Origin of the sequence: Mesorhizobium sp. M0016 (genome assembly GCF_040324035.1) — a bacterium.
Lineage (GTDB): Bacteria > Pseudomonadota > Alphaproteobacteria > Rhizobiales > Rhizobiaceae > Mesorhizobium.
In genome coordinates this window covers 1-1,417 of the sequence record NZ_JAMYVM010000063.1, presented here as the reverse complement: position 1 = coordinate 1,417, position 1,417 = coordinate 1, and the positions used below count along the sequence as shown (strand labels likewise).

Below are 1,417 nucleotides of genomic sequence, written 5' to 3'. Positions count from 1 at the left end.
CTCAACCTCCACCAGAGCAACATCAGGCGTCGGCCCAGCCTTCACACTCACAATCCGCACATCCGGCTGGATCCGGTTCAGCTCGGCGATACCCGGCAAGCGCGGCAGCGCGACGCCCATTAGCAGTCTCGGCAACAACCCCGGCGCATAGTAATCGCGCATAAGAATCTCTAGCGGCAAAGGATTCAGGCCCTTCCGAGAGACAATCCAGTGTACGCCCCTTATGTCGCTTAGGTCCATATTTGTGTCGAACCTGCCATCCGGGGCGGCAATGACAAATTTTCCGATTTTGTCGAGCAATACCACCGTGCAGATCAATCGCCCCTCGGCGGATTCGATCTGCAGGTTATCCTGTCGGTTTCTCACGAAGAACTGTCGATCGAGGAACTGCCCTTCAGGCCGAAAAAGGTCGGCATTGTCATACGAGATCACCTGAGCCTCGTGCTGGGCTAAACCGCCAGACCTGAGATCAATCTCCATGTGTGCGTCGTACCAGACTTGAATACTCAGCACTGATGAATGGTCCGCTATGCCAACGTTCTCAATTCGGTTCGAATAGCTTTGCAGCCTTTTGACCTCCGTCCCTCCGAGGTCAAGCATCACAACATCGCCATTCTCCGCGGCATAAGCGACCAGTCGCTCGTCGGGGCTAAAGACAACCGCATGCACGCCTGGCGCCGGCATATGGATTTCTTGCGGGATGGATCCGGCTTCTGGCGCGCGCCACGACCATATTCCAATAGACTCATATTCGTGGGCGACCGCTACTTTCGCGCTCCGTGGCGCGAAGGCAATAGCACTATCGGAACCGGAATTATGAGTTGAGAAGCGCTGTACAACGTCGAACGTGACTATGTTCAGGAGCCGAATGATACCGTCCTGATCCTCCCGGACAAGAAGATCTCCGCCCTCCAACAGTTTCCATGTTCCGGCGGCTGTGTCAGTTGGCACCGGAATGTCTCTGCGCGGTTCGAACGATTTGATATCCCAGCGATGTATCAAGCCCTTGGACGCATCGCCACAAAGCAGGATCGACTGCCTGACATTTATGGCCAATGTCGGGGATGGCGCCTCGGAACACGGCAAGGTCGCCAGCAACCACGTCTGGCTAATGTCCCAGACAGTGACTGTACCGTCCTCGTTCGCAGCTGCCACTACCGCTTGAAGGGGCAGAAAGACGAGAGAAGATGCCATGCTGCCGTTCTGCAGCGTCACCAGTTCGCGCCCAGAGCCAACTTCCCAGATTTTGATTGTCCGATCCAGGCTGCCAGCCGCGAGCAACTGGCCATTCGACGAGAAAGCCACGGAACGTGCACTGTGGTGAATTCCACTCGGTTGTGTGCGTCAAGTTCTGCAAAAAGGGGCGGCCATGATGCTGGTCATGCGGCTTGGCGCAGAGCGAGCTTCTTGTGCTCGC

1 protein-coding gene is annotated in these 1,417 nt (G+C 56.4%); it reads right to left on the bottom strand.

From position 1 onward, the window contains the following. Nucleotides 1-1,326 (bottom strand): WD40 repeat domain-containing protein (locus NKJ88_RS32895; RefSeq protein WP_352446975.1); only part of this gene is annotated, 1,326 nt, incomplete at its 3' end. Between the last annotated feature and the right edge of the window lie 91 nt (nt 1,327-1,417).